General features: G+C 44.7%; 7 protein-coding genes, 1 tRNA gene, 2 rRNA genes, 1 riboswitch and 1 other annotated feature (1 of these 12 running past the window's edge). Of the genes, 6 read left to right on the top strand and 4 right to left on the bottom strand.

The genetic code is table 11. The features are described from left to right. Nucleotides 1-38 (top strand) — a sequence feature (16S ribosomal RNA rRNA prediction is too short); it begins 920 nt to the left of the window's first position. 349 nt (nt 39-387) lie between these two features. The 4 genes from VTAP4600_RS12795 to metA all read left to right on the top strand — a co-directional run bounded on the left by VTAP4600_RS12795 (nt 388) and on the right by metA (nt 4,718). Next, nucleotides 388-3,277: ribosomal RNA gene (locus VTAP4600_RS12795) — 23S ribosomal RNA — on the top strand. 97 nt (nt 3,278-3,374) lie between these two features. Beyond that, nucleotides 3,375-3,490: ribosomal RNA gene (gene rrf / locus VTAP4600_RS12790) — 5S ribosomal RNA — on the top strand. Between the two features lie 68 nt (nt 3,491-3,558). Beyond that, a tRNA-Asp gene (locus VTAP4600_RS12785) sits at nt 3,559-3,635 on the top strand. 144 nt (nt 3,636-3,779) lie between these two features. Next, nucleotides 3,780-4,718, top strand: coding sequence for a homoserine O-acetyltransferase MetA (metA, locus tag VTAP4600_RS12780; protein WP_102523146.1), 939 nt, complete (start codon nt 3,780-3,782; stop codon nt 4,716-4,718). Nucleotides 4,719-4,772: 54 nt separating this feature from the next. Here metA and VTAP4600_RS12775 read toward each other — a convergent pair whose 3' ends face one another. Further along, nucleotides 4,773-6,041, bottom strand: coding sequence for a cation:proton antiporter (locus tag VTAP4600_RS12775; RefSeq protein WP_102523145.1), 1,269 nt, complete (start codon nt 6,039-6,041; stop codon nt 4,773-4,775). Nucleotides 6,042-6,290: 249 nt separating this feature from the next. On the opposite strand from VTAP4600_RS12775, the gene metH reads away from it, so the two are divergent. Beyond that, complete coding sequence (gene metH, locus VTAP4600_RS12770; RefSeq protein ID WP_231897917.1) at nt 6,291-9,917, top strand: methionine synthase; 3,627 nt, start codon at nt 6,291-6,293, stop codon at nt 9,915-9,917. Nucleotides 9,918-9,985: 68 nt separating this feature from the next. Here the strand turns inward: metH and lysC are convergent, their stop codons facing one another. Then, a complete protein-coding gene (gene lysC / locus VTAP4600_RS12765; RefSeq protein ID WP_231897916.1) occupies nt 9,986-11,281 on the bottom strand; it encodes a lysine-sensitive aspartokinase 3 in 1,296 nt (431 codons plus the stop codon). Between the two features lie 205 nt (nt 11,282-11,486). Beyond that, nucleotides 11,487-11,657: riboswitch (Lysine riboswitch) on the bottom strand. Between the two features lie 168 nt (nt 11,658-11,825). Between lysC and VTAP4600_RS12760 the strand changes: the two genes are divergently transcribed. After that, nucleotides 11,826-12,947, top strand: a complete 1,122-nt coding sequence (locus VTAP4600_RS12760) for a pyridoxal-phosphate-dependent aminotransferase family protein (protein ID WP_102523142.1) — start codon at nt 11,826-11,828, stop codon at nt 12,945-12,947. 71 nt (nt 12,948-13,018) lie between these two features. Here VTAP4600_RS12760 and VTAP4600_RS12755 read toward each other — a convergent pair whose 3' ends face one another. After that, the gene (locus VTAP4600_RS12755) at nt 13,019-14,803 is read right to left on the bottom strand and encodes a PglL family O-oligosaccharyltransferase (RefSeq protein WP_102523141.1); all 1,785 of its coding nucleotides are present in this window, start codon (nt 14,801-14,803) and stop codon (nt 13,019-13,021) included. A 73-nt stretch (nt 14,804-14,876) separates the two neighbouring features. Then, on the bottom strand, nt 14,877-17,702 hold the full coding sequence (gene uvrA / locus VTAP4600_RS12750; RefSeq protein WP_102523140.1) for an excinuclease ABC subunit UvrA: 2,826 nt from the start codon (nt 17,700-17,702) through the stop codon (nt 14,877-14,879). Between the last annotated feature and the right edge of the window lie 38 nt (nt 17,703-17,740).

Raw genomic sequence — 17,740 nt, 5'->3', positions numbered from 1 at the left:
GTAGCCCTAGGGGAACCTGGGGCTGGATCACCTCCTTATACGAAGATTTTCACGATGAGTACCCACACAGATTGATGGTTTAGATTAAGTTAAAGCAGAGCTTTAATGAATGACTTCGGTTATTGATTAAAGCTTTTGTGCTTTATGCTCTTTAACAATTTGGAAAGCTGACGAATAACAATGTGATTTCATTGTTATTCAAATTTAAAAGTTCTCAAATCCTATGACTCTTTATGAGTGATAGGTACCAACACACATTCAAGTGTTCTTGGGTTTTCATGCGAATGAAAACATATTTGAGTCCGGCAAAATCGAACGTCTCTCACTCATAAAATAGAGAGACAACCTTGGTTGTTTGCCATACATAAAGACCTCTTGGGGTTGTATGGTTAAGTGACTAAGCGTACACGGTGGATGCCTTGGCAGTCAGAGGCGATGAAGGACGTATTAACTTGCGATAAGCGTAGATAAGGCAGTAAAAGCCACTTGAGTCTACGATTTCCGAATGGGGAAACCCGGCCGCATAAGCGGTCATCTCTTAGTGAATACATAGCTAAGTGAAGCGAACTCGGGGAACTGAAACATCTAAGTACCCGAAGGAAGAGAAATCAACCGAGATTCCGAAAGTAGCGGCGAGCGAAATTGGATTAGCCCTTAAGCTTTTAATGATGCAGACGAAGACTCTGGAAAGTGTCGCAGTAAAGGGTGATAGCCCCGTAGTCGACGCATCATAATCAGTGAAAACGAGTAAGGCGGGACACGTGATATCCTGTTTGAATATGGGGGGACCATCCTCCAAGGCTAAATACTACTGACTGACCGATAGTGAACCAGTACCGTGAGGGAAAGGCGAAAAGAACCCCTGTGAGGGGAGTGAAATAGAACCTGAAACCGTGTACGTACAAGCAGTAGGAGCCCACTTGTTGGGTGACTGCGTACCTTTTGTATAATGGGTCAGCGACTTAATTTTAGTAGCAAGGTTAACCGTTTAGGGGAGCCGTAGGGAAACCGAGTCTTAACTGGGCGCTCAGTTGCTAGAATTAGACCCGAAACCAGGTGATCTAGCCATGGGCAGGTTGAAGATTGAGTAACATCAATTGGAGGACCGAACCGACTAATGTTGAAAAATTAGCGGATGACTTGTGGCTAGGGGTGAAAGGCCAATCAAACCTGGAGATAGCTGGTTCTCCCCGAAAGCTATTTAGGTAGCGCCTCGGACGAATACTATTGGGGGTAGAGCACTGTTAAGGCTAGGGGGTCATCCCGACTTACCAACCCTTTGCAAACTCCGAATACCAATAAGTAATATCCGGGAGACACACGGCGGGTGCTAACGTCCGTCGTGGAGAGGGAAACAACCCAGACCGCCAGCTAAGGTCCCAAATTACTACTAAGTGGGAAACGATGTGGGAAGGCTCAGACAGCCAGGATGTTGGCTTAGAAGCAGCCATCATTTAAAGAAAGCGTAATAGCTCACTGGTCGAGTCGGCCTGCGCGGAAGATGTAACGGGGCTAAGTAGTAAACCGAAGCTGCGGCTGCACACTTTGTGTGCGGGGTAGGGGAGCGTTCTGTAAGCGGTTGAAGGTGGTCTGTAAGGGCTGCTGGACGTATCAGAAGTGCGAATGCTGACATGAGTAACGATAAAGGGAGTGAAAAACTCCCTCGCCGGAAGACCAAGGGTTCCTGTCCAACGTTAATCGGGGCAGGGTAAGTCGACCCCTAAGGCGAGGCCGAAAGGCGTAGTCGATGGGAAACGGGTTAATATTCCCGTACTTCTTATAATTGCGATGGGGGGACGGAGAAGGCTAGGTGGGCCTGGTGATGGTTATCCAGGTTCAAGTGCGTAGGCGGATGGTTTAGGTAAATCCGGACCGTCATTAACGCTGAGACACGATGTCGAGCAACTACGGTTGTGAAGTCATTGATGCCATGCTTCCAGGAAAAGCCTCTAAGCTTCAGATTATAAGAAATCGTACCCCAAACCGACACAGGTGGTCGGGTAGAGAATACCAAGGCGCTTGAGAGAACTCGGGTGAAGGAACTAGGCAAAATGGTACCGTAACTTCGGGAGAAGGTACGCTCTTGGCGGTGAAGTCCCTTGCGGATGGAGCTACTAGGAGTCGCAGATACCAGGTGGCTGCAACTGTTTATTAAAAACACAGCACTGTGCAAAATCGTAAGATGACGTATACGGTGTGACGCCTGCCCGGTGCCGGAAGGTTAATTGATGGGGTTAGACTTCGGTCGAAGCTCTTGATCGAAGCCCCGGTAAACGGCGGCCGTAACTATAACGGTCCTAAGGTAGCGAAATTCCTTGTCGGGTAAGTTCCGACCTGCACGAATGGCGTAATGATGGCCACGCTGTCTCCACCCGAGACTCAGTGAAATTGAAATCGCTGTGAAGATGCAGTGTACCCGCGGCTAGACGGAAAGACCCCGTGAACCTTTACTACAGCTTGGCACTGAACATTGACCCTACATGTGTAGGATAGGTGGGAGCCTTTGAAACTTCGTCGCTAGATGGAGTGGAGGCAATCTTGAAATACCACCCTTGTATGCTTGATGTTCTAACGTCGGTCCCTTATCGGGATTGCGGACAGTGCCTGGTGGGTAGTTTGACTGGGGCGGTCTCCTCCCAAAGAGTAACGGAGGAGCACGAAGGTGGGCTAAACACGGTTGGACATCGTGTGGTTAGTGCAATGGCATAAGCCCGCTTGACTGCGAGAATGACAATTCGAGCAGGTGCGAAAGCAGGTCATAGTGATCCGGTGGTTCTGAATGGAAGGGCCATCGCTCAACGGATAAAAGGTACTCCGGGGATAACAGGCTGATACCGCCCAAGAGTTCATATCGACGGCGGTGTTTGGCACCTCGATGTCGGCTCATCACATCCTGGGGCTGAAGTCGGTCCCAAGGGTATGGCTGTTCGCCATTTAAAGTGGTACGCGAGCTGGGTTTAGAACGTCGTGAGACAGTTCGGTCCCTATCTGCCGTGGGCGTTGGAAAATTGAAAGGGGCTGCTCCTAGTACGAGAGGACCGGAGTGGACGAACCTCTGGTGTTCGGGTTGTCATGCCAATGGCATTGCCCGGTAGCTAAGTTCGGAATCGATAAGCGCTGAAAGCATCTAAGCGCGAAGCGAGCCTTGAGATGAGTTTTCCCTGGCACTTTAAGTGCCCTAAAGGGTTGTTCAAGACTAGAACGTTGATAGGCAGGGTGTGTAAGTGCTGCGAGGCATTGAGCTAACCTGTACTAATTGCCCGTGAGGCTTAACCATACAACACCCAAGGGGTTTTGATTGGACTCAAAGCAAGAACATAATTGAATGTGTAATAAGAACTTTTAAGCAACAGCTTTCCGAATTAAAGAATTTGCTTGGCGACCATAGCGTTGCGGACCCACCTGATCCCATGCCGAACTCAGAAGTGAAACGCAGTAGCGCCGATGGTAGTGTGGGGTTTCCCCATGTGAGAGTAGGACATCGCCAGGCTCAAAATTTGATTTTTAGATTGACCAATCTAAAAATATGAACACTTGCTAAGGCAAGTATTCCACTGCGGAGTGGTAGTTCAGTTGGTTAGAATACCGGCCTGTCACGCCGGGGGTCGCGGGTTCGAGTCCCGTCCACTCCGCCACTTATATTAAGCCCAAGTCTTACGACTTGGGCTTTTTTACGTCTATAATAATAGTATCACACGTCATATTTTCCCCTCGACATACGGTATCCTCTGATATAATGTAGCCATATAGACGGCTATATTCTTTAGGGAGAAAGTAAAATGCCAATTAGGATTCCAGATCAACTACCTGCATTGGATGTATTGAGAGAAGAAAAAATATTTGTGATGCCGGAATCCCGTGCAACCACTCAAGAAATCCGTCCGCTTAAAGTGTTGATTTTGAATTTGATGCCTAAAAAAATTGAGACCGAAACTCAATTTTTAAGGCTATTATCTAACAGCCCGCTCCAGATAGACGTAGAGCTACTATGCATCGACAATCGACCAAGTAAAAACACACCCACAGAGCATCTGGATAACTTTTATCGTCAATTTGAAATGGTAAAAGATAGGAATTTTGATGGTTTGATTATCACTGGAGCACCATTAGGCTTGGTTCAGTTTGAGGATGTGATTTATTGGGAACATTTACAGACAATTATGAATTGGGCGAAAGCGCACGTTACGTCAACACTCTATGTATGTTGGGCTGCACAAGCGGGATTGAAATTACTGTATAACCTTCCAAAGCGAACTCGGAAAGAAAAGTTATCAGGTGTTTACCACCATAAGATCCAGCAAGAGTTTCATCCGGTTTTACGCGGGTTCGATGATACTTTTCTGGCTCCCCATTCTAGGTATGCGGACTTTTCACCAGAGTATCTAGAGGAACATACTGATTTGGACATATTAGCAACTTCAGATGCTGCTGGTGTTTACCTAGCTTCAACGAAGGATAAGCGTAATGTCTTTGTTACTGGGCACCCAGAGTACGACTCGCACACATTGCATCACGAGTATGTCCGAGATCTAGGCGAAGGTATGGAGCCTGCTATTCCAGTTAATTACTACCCTAATGATAATCCTGATAACAAACCTGTTGCAAGCTGGAGAAGTCATGGACATTTATTGTTTTTAAATTGGCTTAACTACTGTGTTTACCAACAGACCCCATATGATTTAGATCGTTTTTCGGAAGAAAACTTCACAAAAGATTAGTATCACCAGCACTAATAAATAGTAGTAAGGCCACTGTTGTGGCCTTGTTCTCGGTTACTCTTCTTTTTTTGCTTTTTCAATCATGGGAATTATGGTCGAGCCTTGGACAAGAATAGAAAATACAACCACTGAATATGTCATGACAAGTAATAGCTCTTTTACATCTATGGATTTGTCTGGAATGACGAGTATTCCTGACGGAATTGAAAGAGCCATCGCCAATGCTAGACCGCCCCGTAACCCTCCCCAAGTCAGTATCTTAACTGACCATGAGTTATAGCTACGGTATCTTTGGAAGCCTAAATATGCAGTTTTAACACTGATATAACGGGCAGCAAGCACAAGAGGGACGGCAAATCCCATTAATAACCAGTCTTCTTGGTGGAAGTTGAATAACAGCATAGACATACCGATAAGCAGGAATAGCACGCCATTCAAGAACTCATCAATTAACTCCCAAAAATTGTCTAAGTGTTCTTCACTCTCCTTAGAAAAACCCACGAACCTCGTCCAGTTTCCGATCATTATTCCAGAAATCACCATTGCCAATGGTCCTGAGACTCCCAGGACTTGCGCAAAAGTATATCCAGCTGTTGGAATACCAATAGTTAAGAGTAACTCCATTGAGTGGTCGTCAGTAGCACTGATCAAGTAGTGGAATAATAGTCCGAGCAAGTAGCCATAGACTATTCCACCGATAGCTTCATGTAGAAATAGCATGGAAACACTACCAAAAGTTGGAGCTTCTGTACCGAATGCAAATGAATACAATGTGACAAAAATAACTAGACTAAATCCGTCATTAAATAAAGACTCACCTTCGATCTGAGTTGAAATACGCTTAGGGGCATCTAGTTTTTTGACAATAGCGAGTACAGCAATGGGATCGGTAGGCGAAATGAGAGCACCGAATAGTAAACAGTAAATGAGATCGAGCGGTACATTAATTAGTGAGCAGAAGCCATAGAGCGCAAAGCCAATTAATGCTGTTGAAATGAGGGTAGCACCAAGGGCAAGAACTGTAATCTCCCACTTTTGGTCTTCTAAATTGGGTAGTTTGATACCCAGTCCGCCAGCAAATAACAGAAAACCTAGTACACCTTTCAAAAGAAAGTCTTCAAAGTTAATTGTCGTCATTGTTTCCATTGCGACATGACGTAATTCGAACCAATCATTTTGGCCCGCAATAATAATGAGCAGCGACAAAACCAAAGCACCAGCCGTTATGGCTATGGTGGTTTGCATTTTCCCGAATTTAGAGTTGATAAATGCAATCAACATAGCTGCCGCTGATAAAAAACACAGGGTGTAATAAACGGACATGATGTAAAACTCGCTTAAGTGTAACAAAGTATGAATATTGATTTTCTATCTAGCACGTATAAATATCAAATGCTTTTTATTATTTATCGGATAGCGTATTTTGTTTACATAAAAATATAACAACAAGGTTTGGCCGTCTAGATTTCTATAATCGATATGATAGGATGAACTATACGCAAGGAATGAGGCAGTATTGTGGCTGGAAGCGAAGTAAAACAACAAATTGAAGCGAAGTTAAAAGAATACATCATGTTAATCGATGGTGGCATGGGCACCATGATTCAAGATTATAAGCTCGAAGAAGCGGATTATCGTGGTGAACGTTTTGCTGATTGGCATTGTGATTTAAAAGGCAATAATGATCTTTTGGTCCTGACTAAGCCTGAGTTGATAAAAGGAATTCATCTGGAATATCTTGCCGCCGGCGCTGATATTCTGGAAACCAACACATTTAATGCAACCACTATCGCTATGGCCGATTATGACATGGAGAGTCTCAGTGCAGAGATCAACTATGTCGCAGCAAAGTTAGCCCGTGAAGCGGCTGATGAGTGGAGTGCTAAGACGCCTGAGCGTCCAAGATATGTCGCGGGGGTACTTGGCCCAACAAACCGCACTTGTTCTATATCACCTGATGTGAATGATCCTGGTTTTAGAAACGTCAGTTTTGATGAACTGGTAGAAGCGTATTGTGAGTCTACTCATGCGCTTATCAAAGGCGGTTCCGATCTTATTTTGATTGAAACGATCTTTGATACTTTGAATGCAAAAGCGTGTGCCTTTGCGGTTCAAACCGTATTTGAAGAGCTGGGTTATGAATTACCAGTCATGATCTCTGGCACCATCACTGACGCCTCTGGCCGTACTCTTTCAGGCCAAACTACGGAAGCTTTCTATAATGCACTCAGACACGTTCAACCTATCTCCTTTGGTTTGAACTGTGCATTAGGTCCTGACGAACTGAGGCAGTATGTCGATGAGCTTTCTCGCATTTCAGAATGCAGTGTTTCTGCCCACCCAAATGCTGGCCTTCCAAATGCTTTTGGCGAATATGATCTTTCTCCAGAAGATATGGCTGAGCATATCGCTGAGTGGGCGCAAAGTGGGTTCTTAAACCTTGTTGGCGGTTGCTGTGGCACCACACCAGAGCACATTAGGCAGATGGCTCTGGCTGTTAAAGGTGTTAAACCTCGAGTATTGCCTGATATCCCAGTAGCGTGTCGATTATCGGGTCTAGAACCTCTGATGATCGAAAAAGAAAGCTTGTTTGTAAACGTAGGTGAACGAACTAACGTGACCGGATCTGCTCGTTTTAAGTGTCTTATAAAAGAAGAGCTATACGATGAAGCTCTTGATGTCGCGCGTCAGCAGGTTGAAAACGGTGCACAGATCATCGATATCAATATGGATGAAGGCATGCTTGATGCAGAAGCATGTATGACTCGCTTTCTAAACTTATGTGCTTCTGAACCTGAAATATCAAAAGTGCCTATTATGGTCGATTCCTCTAAGTGGGAGGTGATCGAAGCAGGCCTTAAGTGCGTGCAAGGTAAGAGCATAGTTAACTCAATTTCCTTAAAAGAAGGTAAAGAGAAGTTTGTTCAACAAGCCAAATTAGTTCGCCGTTACGGTGCCGCTGTTATTGTGATGGCATTTGATGAAGAAGGGCAAGCGGATACGAGAGAGCGTAAATTAGAAATTTGTACTAACGCTTATCATATTTTGGTTGATGAGGTGGGTTTCCCTCCAGAAGACATCATCTTTGATCCCAATATATTTGCGGTTGCAACGGGCATTGACGAACACAATAATTACGCAGTCGATTTCATCGAAGCAGTTGGAGATATAAAACGCGACCTGCCACACGCGATGATTTCTGGTGGTGTTTCTAACGTATCTTTTTCGTTCCGAGGCAATAACTACGTGCGTGAAGCTATCCATGCCGTGTTTCTATACCACTGTTTTAAAAATGGTATGGACATGGGGATCGTTAATGCCGGTCAGCTAGAGGTTTATGACAACGTACCTGAAAAGCTGCGTGTAGCGGTTGAAGATGTTGTGCTTAACCGCCGTGATGACGGTACTGAAAGGCTCTTAGATATTGCATCTGAGTACGCCAATACAGGGGTTGGAAAAGAAGAGGATCCAGCGGCTTTAGAGTGGCGTACATGGCCAGTAGAAAAACGAATGGAGCATGCACTAGTTAAAGGGATCACCGAGTTTATTGTGGAGGATACCGAAGAGGCCCGTCAGAATGCGTCAAGGCCAATAGAGGTGATTGAAGGGCCTTTGATGGACGGAATGAACGTTGTTGGTGACCTTTTTGGTGAAGGTAAAATGTTCTTACCGCAAGTGGTTAAATCTGCACGTGTTATGAAGCAAGCTGTTGCCCACTTAGAGCCATTTATCAATGCGACCAAAGATGTAGGCGCGACTAACGGTAAGATCTTACTGGCAACGGTTAAAGGCGATGTACACGATATTGGTAAGAATATCGTTGGCGTCGTTTTACAATGTAATAACTATGAAATTATCGACCTTGGCGTCATGGTTTCTTGTGAAAAGATCCTTAAAGTCGCCAAGGAAGAAAATGTAGACATCATTGGCCTGTCTGGCCTTATAACGCCATCTTTAGATGAAATGGTACATGTTGCCAAAGAAATGGAAAGACAAGGCTTTGAGTTACCACTACTGATCGGTGGTGCGACGACCTCTAAGGCGCATACGGCTGTAAAAATTGAACAGAATTACCACAAGCCAGTGGTTTATGTGAATAATGCCTCTCGAGCGGTTGGTGTATGTACGTCACTTCTTTCTAAAGATCTATTGCCAGCATTTGTCGAGAAGTTGGATTTAGATTATGAGCGCGTGCGCGATCAACATAATCGTAAAAAACCAAGAACAAAACCTGTCACCTTGGAAAAAGCGCGGGAAAATCGTGTTGATATAGATTGGGGCAATTATACCCCTCCAGTACCGCGTAAGCCTGGTGTACATATATACGATGACTTCGATGTGTCTATTCTTAGAAAGTACATCGATTGGACACCTTTCTTTATGACTTGGACATTGATGGGGAAATACCCAGCGATTTTAGAACATGAAGAAGTCGGAGAAGAAGCTAAGCGATTGTTTCATGACGCGAATGTGATGCTTGATCGGGTTGAAAGTGAAGGTCTCCTGAAAGCTCGAGGCATGTGTGCTTTGTTCCCCGCAGCAAGTGTCGGCGATGATATCGAAGTTTATAGTGATGAAAGCCGTACAGAAGTCGCACACGTGTTATGTAATTTACGCCAACAAACCCAAAAGCCAAAAGGCTTTAACTATTGTACTTCAGATTATATTGCCCCTAAATCCAGTGGTAAAAAAGACTGGATCGGTGGTTTTGCGGTGACGGGAGGGATTGGCGAGCGTGAATTGGCTGATGAGTATAAAGCCAACGGCGATGATTATAATGCCATTATGATCCAAGCAGTTGCAGATAGGCTAGCGGAAGCTTTTGCTGAATATTTACATGAGCAGGTTCGAAAAGATATTTGGGGCTATTCACCGGAAGAAAATCTATCTAATGAGGATTTGATCCGTGAAAAATACCAAGGTACAAGGCCGGCTCCCGGTTACCCTGCCTGCCCTGAACATACCGAGAAAGGCACCTTGTGGGAGATGCTCAAGGCGGAAGAAGCGATTGGTATGTCTTTGACGACGAGTTATGCAATGTGGCCGGGCGCTTCAGTGTCTGGTTGGTACTTCTCGCATCCGGACTCGCGTTATTTTGCGATTGCCCAGATCCAAGACGATCAAGTTAAAGATTATGCTGAACGTAAAGGATGGAGCCAAGAAGAAGCTGAGAGATGGTTAGGGCCCAATATTAACTAATCCTCTAGATAACACAAATAAGGGCTTGATGATTCAAGCCCTTAATTTTTTAATCCTATTTTCTTTTATTAGCTTTCAAAAAGCTCTTCATGAAGCGCTTGAACTGCGCTACGAGCAACCGATTCATGTAATAAGAAGCACAGGTTATGTGGGCTTGCACCGTAGCAAATCATGCGTAAGTTATAGTCTTCTAGTGTGCTAAATACCTGTTTTGCATAGCCTTTGCTTTCACTCATGTTATTACCAATCAGCGCGATAAGACTAAGATCGTGCTCAATGTCAACACTGCATAATTGTTCTAGTTCTTCTCGAGCCGCAATTGGCAACTCTGGAGCTCCACCTGCGGTATTCGTTTGATCCAATGTAAGCGAAACACTGACTTCTGACGTGGTGATTAAGTCGACCGATACCTTGTGCTTGGCGAGAATTCGGAATGCTTCAGCAAGAAAGCCGTAGGCATGGAACATGTTTAGGCTGCGCAACGTGACCATGGTTTGATTGCCTCGTAATGCAAGCGCTCTAAATAGTGGCGCACTTTCTACTTGCTGACGGATCCAAGTACCGCCTTTTTCTGGTGCCTTAGAAGATCCAACAAAAACAGGGATCTGCTGACGGAGTGCTGGCAATAGTGTTGATGGGTGTAAGATTTTAGCTCCAAAGTTGGCCATTTCAGAGGCTTCACTGAAACTAATTTCTGGGATGGGAGTAGCTTTAGGAGCAACACGCGGATCAGTTGTATAAATTCCGGGTACGTCGGTCCATATCTCAAGGCCAGACGCGTTGACAGATTCTGCGATTAAAGCTGCGCTGTAGTCACTGCCGCCCCTGCCTAAAGTGGTCGTGTTACCGTCTTCATCACTGCCAATAAAACCCTGGGTAATGACAACCTTACTTTGGCAAAGCGGGACTAGCTTCTGTTTTGCTAACTCCGCAATAGTGGTCAGTTCCGGAGAGGCTTGTCCGTGAACATTATTCGTTCTCATAATGTCGCGAATATCAAAACGGATGGCGTCAATGCCACGTTCTCTCATCAGTTGAGCAAGAATATGAGTCGACATCAACTCACCACAACTTACGATGTGATCCGTTAATTTGTCGCTGATTTGAAAAGACGCGGCTTCTGCTGCGCTTGCAACGGTATCTAAGACTTCACGTACACGAGTTGTTGTCTCGGCTGCATCATTTAATTCAGCCAGAATATTGTTGTGAATTTCGGCCAATTGAATGAGTAATTTTTGTCGACTAGCAGCATCAGAGACACCGTTTGCCAATTCAACAAGAATATTCGTTACGCCTGAACAAGCACTGATTACGACCAATTTTGTTGCTGGATTATTTTCAATAATGGTAGTGCAACGGCTCATTGCAGCGAAATCTGCAACGCTAGTTCCGCCAAATTTGGCGACATTAAATGAGTTCACAGTGGGGGCTCCCAATTTTTCCAATAAATTTAATAGGCAATAGAAAGGCTATTACCAAACATCCGATGTTGAAGAGAGAAAGATCGAGCGGAGAAGAGATACGATTTATGACTATATTTTATCTGTGTTTGTTATAAATATAGGCGTGTATCTCAGAAGCGCTTCACCTTAGGGTGACAGTTAATAGGATTCAGCCTGATTAACCGATAAGTTACCACCACAAGTGCAACTCATCTCGGCACGGCTCCCCATCCATAACATGTGTGGGAGTTGTGGCTCCACATGTTATTTCCCTAGGCAGTGCTCCTCTTCTGTAGCTTTCATTGAACGGTTTTATTGCACAAAAGTCAATCTGATAAATGAATATAGTGTGTCTGTAAAGTTAACGGTGTGAAAAAAAGTAAGGTAAGACTCGACCTCGAGACAATTGTTACATTGGAGTATTCACGCTACTCTGAGCTATCTGAAAGCTAAAGCGAGAATTCCTATGACAATAAAAAGCTTTATCCCACCGCAACGTACATTGATGGGCCCTGGCCCTTCTGATATTTATCCTCAAGTGTTACAAGCGTTAAGTCGTCCAACGATAGGCCATTTAGATCCTCTCTTTATTGGCATGATGGATGAGCTTAAACAGTTATTAAAATATGCTTTTCAAACTGAAAATGAATTTACTATTGCGGTTTCTGCTCCGGGCAGTGCTGGAATGGAAGCTTGCTTTGTTAACTTAGTTGAGCCTGGAGATAAGGTCATTGTATGCCGCAATGGCGTGTTCGGTGAACGAATGCGACAGAACATTGAGCGCTGTGGCGGTATTGCCGTGGTCGTTGATGATGAATGGGGCAAGCCTGTCAGTTGCGAAAAAGTAGAGCAAGCATTTGCCGTGCATCCGGATGCGAAAGTTTTATCGTTCGTGCATGCAGAAACCTCGACCGGAGCATTATCTGATGCGCAACAGCTTGCGAAAATCGCTCAATCTCATGGCGCGTTAACCATTGTTGATGCCGTGACCTCTCTTGGTGGCGTGCCGTTGCTGGTGGATGAGTGGGGGCTTGACGCCGTATATTCAGGTAGCCAGAAGTGCTTGTCATGTGTACCGGGCTTATCGCCACTGACTTTTTCATCCAAAGCGATTGAAAAAATCCAGCAAAGAACTAGCCCAGTGCAGAGCTGGTTCTTGGATCAAAGCTTAGTATTAGGTTACTGGAGTGGCGAGGGTAAGCGTAGTTACCATCATACGGCGCCAGTGAACAGCTTGTATGCGCTGCATGAATCTCTTGTTACTCTGCAAAATGAAGGGTTAGAACATTCTTGGCAAAGGCATCAATTGATGCACGAAAAGCTAAAACATGGGCTTGAGAAACTAGGTTGCCGATTTGTGGTTGATGAAGCCTATCGCTTACCACAACTGAATGCTGTTTATTTCCCTGAAGGTGTCGACGATGGCAAGCTTCGCTCGCACTTACTTGAAACTTACAACCTAGAAATAGGCGCAGGGTTAGGTGATTTAGCGGGTAAAGCATGGCGCATTGGTTTGATGGGCTACGCAGCTTGCGCTGAAAACGTTGCATTGTGCTTGAGAGCCTTGGAAGAATCTTTAAACGATTAATATCGATAAAAACGAAGCCCCCAATTAAGCAATATTGAAAGTCGCCCCCAATATAATTGAGGGCGGCTTTTTTAGTTATCAGCCTGGCTAACGCTTGTTAGAGAGCTAGATGCAGTGGAAGGGCGCTGATAATTTACCTTAGAGAAATCTTTATTTGGAAACAAGAACTCTGCTTCGGATCTAATCAAATTGGCTTTGCTTTCATTTCCCATTCCTTGATGTGCCAATATCAAATTGGTATAGAAAGCGGGGCGTGGCTTTCGACGAATAATGTCTTGAGACCAGTCAATGTATGGCTGAATGAGTTTAGGATCTGCAGTGTATAGGCCTATGGTTAAGTAGGTGCTGTATACATCCCAATCGAAGCGATCTTTCCAAACAACAGGGTTGGTGACTTGCTCCAATAGCTCGGGTTGCCTTGGTTGCGATTTCTCAAACTGAGTCAGAACATAATTAGTATGCAAGGCACTTAGCATATAAAAGGCTGTGACTAATGGAAGTACCAAAGAGCTGACGCGTAATGTGACCTTGCTTACCTTGGAGAATTGCCACATTTTGTATTTGGCGGTGCGTAGATCGAGCCAAAAGAGTAAAACAATGAATGTGATCCAATGTATGGCCGAGTGATAAAACGGATACTCCAACTGACTATGGATAACCAGAGGTGTTAATAACCCGAGTAGTGCAAAGCGAGTACCACTGCGGGCGGTGTAAATCTTATAGAGTACAAAGAGCGCAGTAACCAAAATTGCGACGACAGGTACCGCGCCACCTTCTACCCCCCAGATCATCAGTTCATTATGGGGATGATCGAGTGCAGGAGTTCCGACTGGGTAATCAAGATTTAGCTGATGTTGGCGGGCAGTATAAAGCATGTAAGCAGGTTCAAATTTGCCATAACCATACCCTGTTAACGGTTTCTCGATGATCATATCGAGACCTTGTTTGTAGAAAGTAGTACGAATATCGCCTTGCTTTGCTGCTTTATATTGAATTAAATCACTAGTCGTATCGGTATCAAGGTTAGATACGACATTGCCAACCAATAGTCCGGCTAAAATGGCAGACACCCAAAAAGAAATTCGGCGTTTAGTTGAAAACTTCCATAGGTAGGGAAGTACTAGCATAGAACCCGCAACAGCGGTTAACCAGCCAGTTCTAGATGCTATCACTAGGATGAGTGGAACAGTGATGATGGGAATGAGTACGATGAATGTGAGTAGTAAAGGGGCTTGTCGATACTTTTGAGGTTGCCTTGCTAGCATGTAACCTGACAGCACAAGCCCGGTTGCTAAAAAGCTCGCCATGACATTAGGTTGCTGGAAAATACCATACGGTCGATTGGCTAGCGTATTGTAGCCAAAGATATTACCTGGCTGTAAGTAGAGGTATTGTACCCAACCAAACACGGCTTCAATGGCAACGGCTACCAGTATAAACCAGAGTAAGGCCTGTTTTTGCCCATTACTAAATCGAAATTGTTGCAACAGTACAAATAATGAAAAACCAGCCCATAAACCAATAATTCGGTGTATGGCTTCTCCCCATTCTGCGCTGGGGAGAAATATGGGGAAAGTCAGAATACAACAACAAGCGAAGAGCATGATCGTGAGCTTGGAATATCGTAATGTTTTATTGGTACCCAGTTGGTAGCAACCAATAGCAATGGCGAAGCTTGCAGTAATCCATGTCGTTGGATTAAAAGACAGAGCCAAACCTGAACCGCCAGGATTCGGCATAAAGAAATGCATAGCGACTAAAAAAGTGGCGCCTAACATATACAAGAAATATCGGTTGAGGGGTGCTTTCGTTTTATTGGATTCTAGTTGAGTCCCACGCACGAGCAAAGTTGCCATAGAGAAGTTATGTCCTTGTTATCAATACAGTCGATGAGTAAGACCATCGACTGTATTGATATTACCATTTTTTCTACTTCAACATAGGCTTAAGGAAGCGTGCAGTGTGAGAGCCTTTCACTTTTGCGACTTGCTCTGGCGTTCCTTGTGCAATGATTTCACCGCCGCCTTGTCCGCCTTCAGGACCAAGATCGACGACCCAGTCCGCTGTTTTAACTACATCTAAGTTATGCTCGATGACCACAACGGTATTACCGTGATCTCGCAAGCGATGCAATACATTCAGTAGTTGTTGAATATCATGGAAATGAAGACCAGTGGTGGGTTCATCCAAGATATAAAGCGTTTTACTGGTATCTCGTTTGGACAGCTCGCGAGCCAATTTGACCCTTTGAGCCTCGCCACCAGATAAGGTCGTTGCTGCTTGGCCTAAACAAATATAAGTTAGACCCACATCCATTAACGTTTTAAGTTTACGAGCAATCACCGGAACGGGTTCAAAGAAGCGATGAGCATCTTCAACGGTCATTTCCAATACTTCGTCAATGGTCTTGCCTTTATAACGGACTTCTAAGGTTTCACGATTATATCGCTTGCCTTTACACACATCACAAGGTACGTATACATCAGGAAGAAAGTGCATTTCTACTTTGATAACGCCATCCCCTTGGCAGGCCTCACAACGACCGCCTCGAACATTGAAACTGAACCTGCCAGGCTTATAGCCGCGAGAACGAGATTCTTGAGTCCCGGCAAATAGCTCTCGTATCGGTGTAAATATCCCCGTATAAGTGGCTGGATTAGATCTCGGAGTACGGCCTATCGGACTTTGATCAATATCGATGACTTTATCAAAGTGCTCTAGTCCCACTATTTTCTTATAAGGGGAAGGTGTGGCAATGGTTGCTCCATTTAACTGAGTTTGAGCAATTTTGTAAAAAGTATCATTGATCAGCGTCGATTTCCCTGAACCTGAAACCCCTGTAATACAAGTAAACAAGCCAACCGGAAGCGTAAAGGTCACTTCTTTTAAATTGTTACCACTGGCTCCAATTAGCTCGACGGTTTTCTTTTTGTCGTAAGGCGTTCTTTCGGCTGGAATAGAGATTTCCTTCTTGCCACTCAAGTACTGACCCGTTAACGATCTTGGGGTGTCGATAATGGTTTGATAGTCACCCTCAGCAACAATTTCGCCGCCATGTACACCCGCACCAGGGCCAATATCAATAATATGGTCGGCACTGCGAATGGCATCTTCATCGTGTTCCACAACCAACACGGTATTACCTAAGTCTCGTAGATGATTCAGTGTTTTTAACAGTCGTTCATTGTCTCGCTGATGGAGGCCGATAGAAGGCTCGTCAAGAACATACATTACGCCAACAAGACCGGCACCAATTTGGCTAGCTAAGCGAATGCGCTGTGCTTCACCACCAGATAGTGTCTCAGCACTACGGGATAAGTTTAGGTAGTTCAAACCGACATTAACCAAAAAGCTTAGCCGATCATTAATTTCCTTCATTACCTTATCGGCAATTTGAGCTTTTTGCCCTGTAAGTTCCAATTGCTGGAAAAAGTCCATCGCCTCAATGATGCTCATCTCTACGATCTCTGGCAGAGTGGTTTCACCGATGAAGACATTTCTGGCTTCAGTTCGCAAGCGCGTTCCGCCGCAGCTGGTGCAAGATTTAGTAGAGATATATTTGGCTAAATCTTCTCTAACGGCATTGGATTCAGTATCTCGGTAACGACGCTCTAAGGTATTAAGAATACCTTCAAAGGCGTGATGCTTAATACGACTATCACCACGATCATTGATGTATGAAAATTCAATTTCAGTGCGCCCTGAGCCTTTTAGGACAATGTCTCGGAATTTTTTCGGCAGTTCGTTAAAGGGTGTGTCCAAATCGAAGTCATAATGCGATGCCAGTGAACCTAGCATTTGATAATAGTAGTAGTTTTTCTTATCCCAACCACGAATTGCACCACTGGCTAAACTCAATGATTCATCTAAGATCACTCGATCTGGGTCGAAATACTGCTGTACCCCTAAACCGTCACAGGTGTGACAAGCGCCTGCTGGGTTGTTAAATGAAAAGAGGCGAGGCTCTAATTCTTGCATGCTATAGCCACAATGCGGGCAGGCAAAATTAGCAGAAAAGATGATGTCTTCTTCTTTGCTGTTATCCATATAACAAACGGCCGCGATGCCCCCAGAAAGCTCTAGCGTCGTTTCAAAAGATTCAGCTAAACGCTGTTGTAGATCAGCCCTGACTTTAAAGCGGTCAACGACCACTTCAATGGTGTGCTTTTTGTGGAGCTCTAGAGTGGGAGGATCGGATAAATCGCAGGTTTCTCCGTCAATACGAGCACGAATAAAGCCTTGAGCGGCTAAGTTTTCTAGCGTTTTAACATGCTCACCTTTTCGCTCTTTTACGATAGGAGCGAGCAGCATCATCTTACTGCCTTCAGGAAGCTCTAACACTTTATCTACCATCTGACTGATGGTTTGTGCTGTCAATGGTACGTGATGATCAGGACAGCGAGGCTCACCAACACGGGCGTACAATAGACGTAGATAATCGTAGACTTCAGTAATCGTACCAACCGTAGAACGGGGGTTATGAGAGGTCGACTTTTGCTCGATAGAAATAGCAGGTGACAAGCCCTCTATGTGGTCAACGTCGGGCTTTTCCATTAAAGAAAGAAACTGACGAGCGTAAGCAGAAAGCGATTCAACATAACGGCGTTGGCCTTCAGCGTATAAAGTATCAAACGCTAAAGAAGACTTTCCAGAGCCAGAAAGGCCAGTAATAACGGTTAATTTGTCTCTTGGAATAGTAAGGCTGATATCTTTGAGGTTATGGGTGCGGGCGCCGCGTATATCGATCGTATCCATCTACTGAACTCATGTATTATTGATAGAGTTAAGTATTG

It is taken from the genome of Vibrio tapetis subsp. tapetis (assembly GCF_900233005.1).
GTDB lineage: Bacteria > Pseudomonadota > Gammaproteobacteria > Enterobacterales > Vibrionaceae > Vibrio > Vibrio tapetis.
This window is presented reverse-complemented; position numbering and strand designations above follow the sequence as displayed.

Coding starts and splice junctions, on each gene's coding strand:
- uvrA (WP_102523140.1), bottom strand. CDS start 17,702: ATGGATACGATCGATATACGCGGCGCCCGCACCCATAACCTCAAAGAT.
- VTAP4600_RS12760 (WP_102523142.1), top strand. CDS start 11,826: ATGACAATAAAAAGCTTTATCCCACCGCAACGTACATTGATGGGCCCT.
- VTAP4600_RS12755 (WP_102523141.1), bottom strand. CDS start 14,803: ATGGCAACTTTGCTCGTGCGTGGGACTCAACTAGAATCCAATAAAACG.
- VTAP4600_RS12775 (WP_102523145.1), bottom strand. CDS start 6,041: ATGTCCGTTTATTACACCCTGTGTTTTTTATCAGCGGCAGCTATGTTG.
- lysC (WP_231897916.1), bottom strand. CDS start 11,281: ATGAGCCGTTGCACTACCATTATTGAAAATAATCCAGCAACAAAATTG.
- metA (WP_102523146.1), top strand. CDS start 3,780: ATGCCAATTAGGATTCCAGATCAACTACCTGCATTGGATGTATTGAGA.
- metH (WP_231897917.1), top strand. CDS start 6,291: ATGTTAATCGATGGTGGCATGGGCACCATGATTCAAGATTATAAGCTC.